This window comes from Myxococcus llanfairpwllgwyngyllgogerychwyrndrobwllllantysiliogogogochensis, assembly GCF_006636215.1.
Classification (GTDB): domain Bacteria; phylum Myxococcota; class Myxococcia; order Myxococcales; family Myxococcaceae; genus Myxococcus; species Myxococcus llanfairpwllgwyngyllgogerychwyrndrobwllllantysiliogogogochensis.
Genome location: NZ_VIFM01000829.1, coordinates 1 through 427, shown reverse-complemented (window position 1 = coordinate 427; position 427 = coordinate 1). Strand labels below are relative to the sequence as shown.

1 protein-coding gene is annotated in these 427 nt (G+C 52.7%); it reads right to left on the bottom strand.

Annotated elements, in window-relative coordinates:
• A partial coding sequence (locus FJV41_RS50730) for an AbiTii domain-containing protein (RefSeq protein WP_220138031.1) occupies nucleotides 1–266 on the bottom strand: 266 nt, incomplete at its 3' end.
• Between the last annotated feature and the right edge of the window lie 161 nt (nucleotides 267–427).

Genomic DNA, 427 nt, shown 5'->3' with positions numbered 1-427 from the left:
CTACAGAACTTCTGCTCCATCTCCGCTGGCATGTTAAAAGGCAAGTAGCCATGATAGTGATTGTGTACCTGAGGGAGCCCACGCAGATCTCTATAGGCAGGCAGCTCAGCATCATCGGTGTAGCCTGAAAGCTCGGCCTTGATCCAAGCGGTGTCCTCACTGATCTTGAGCTTGGTTGACACCACCAACGCCTTTCGAAGCAGGTCACTGACGCCGGTCTTAGGGTCTAGCGCGTCGCGCTGGATTTCCTGCACCAAACTGGACATACATCTCCCAAAATTTGTCTAGTGGGCTCGTTTGCTAGCAGCCACGTCTACGATCAAACCAACACATGCAAAAAAAGGCTGAAAGCCTCCTGTACCGTAGCCATCCTCTACCCTGCACACATCTTCAGCACCACTGCGAACAATGCGCCGGCTATTACGAC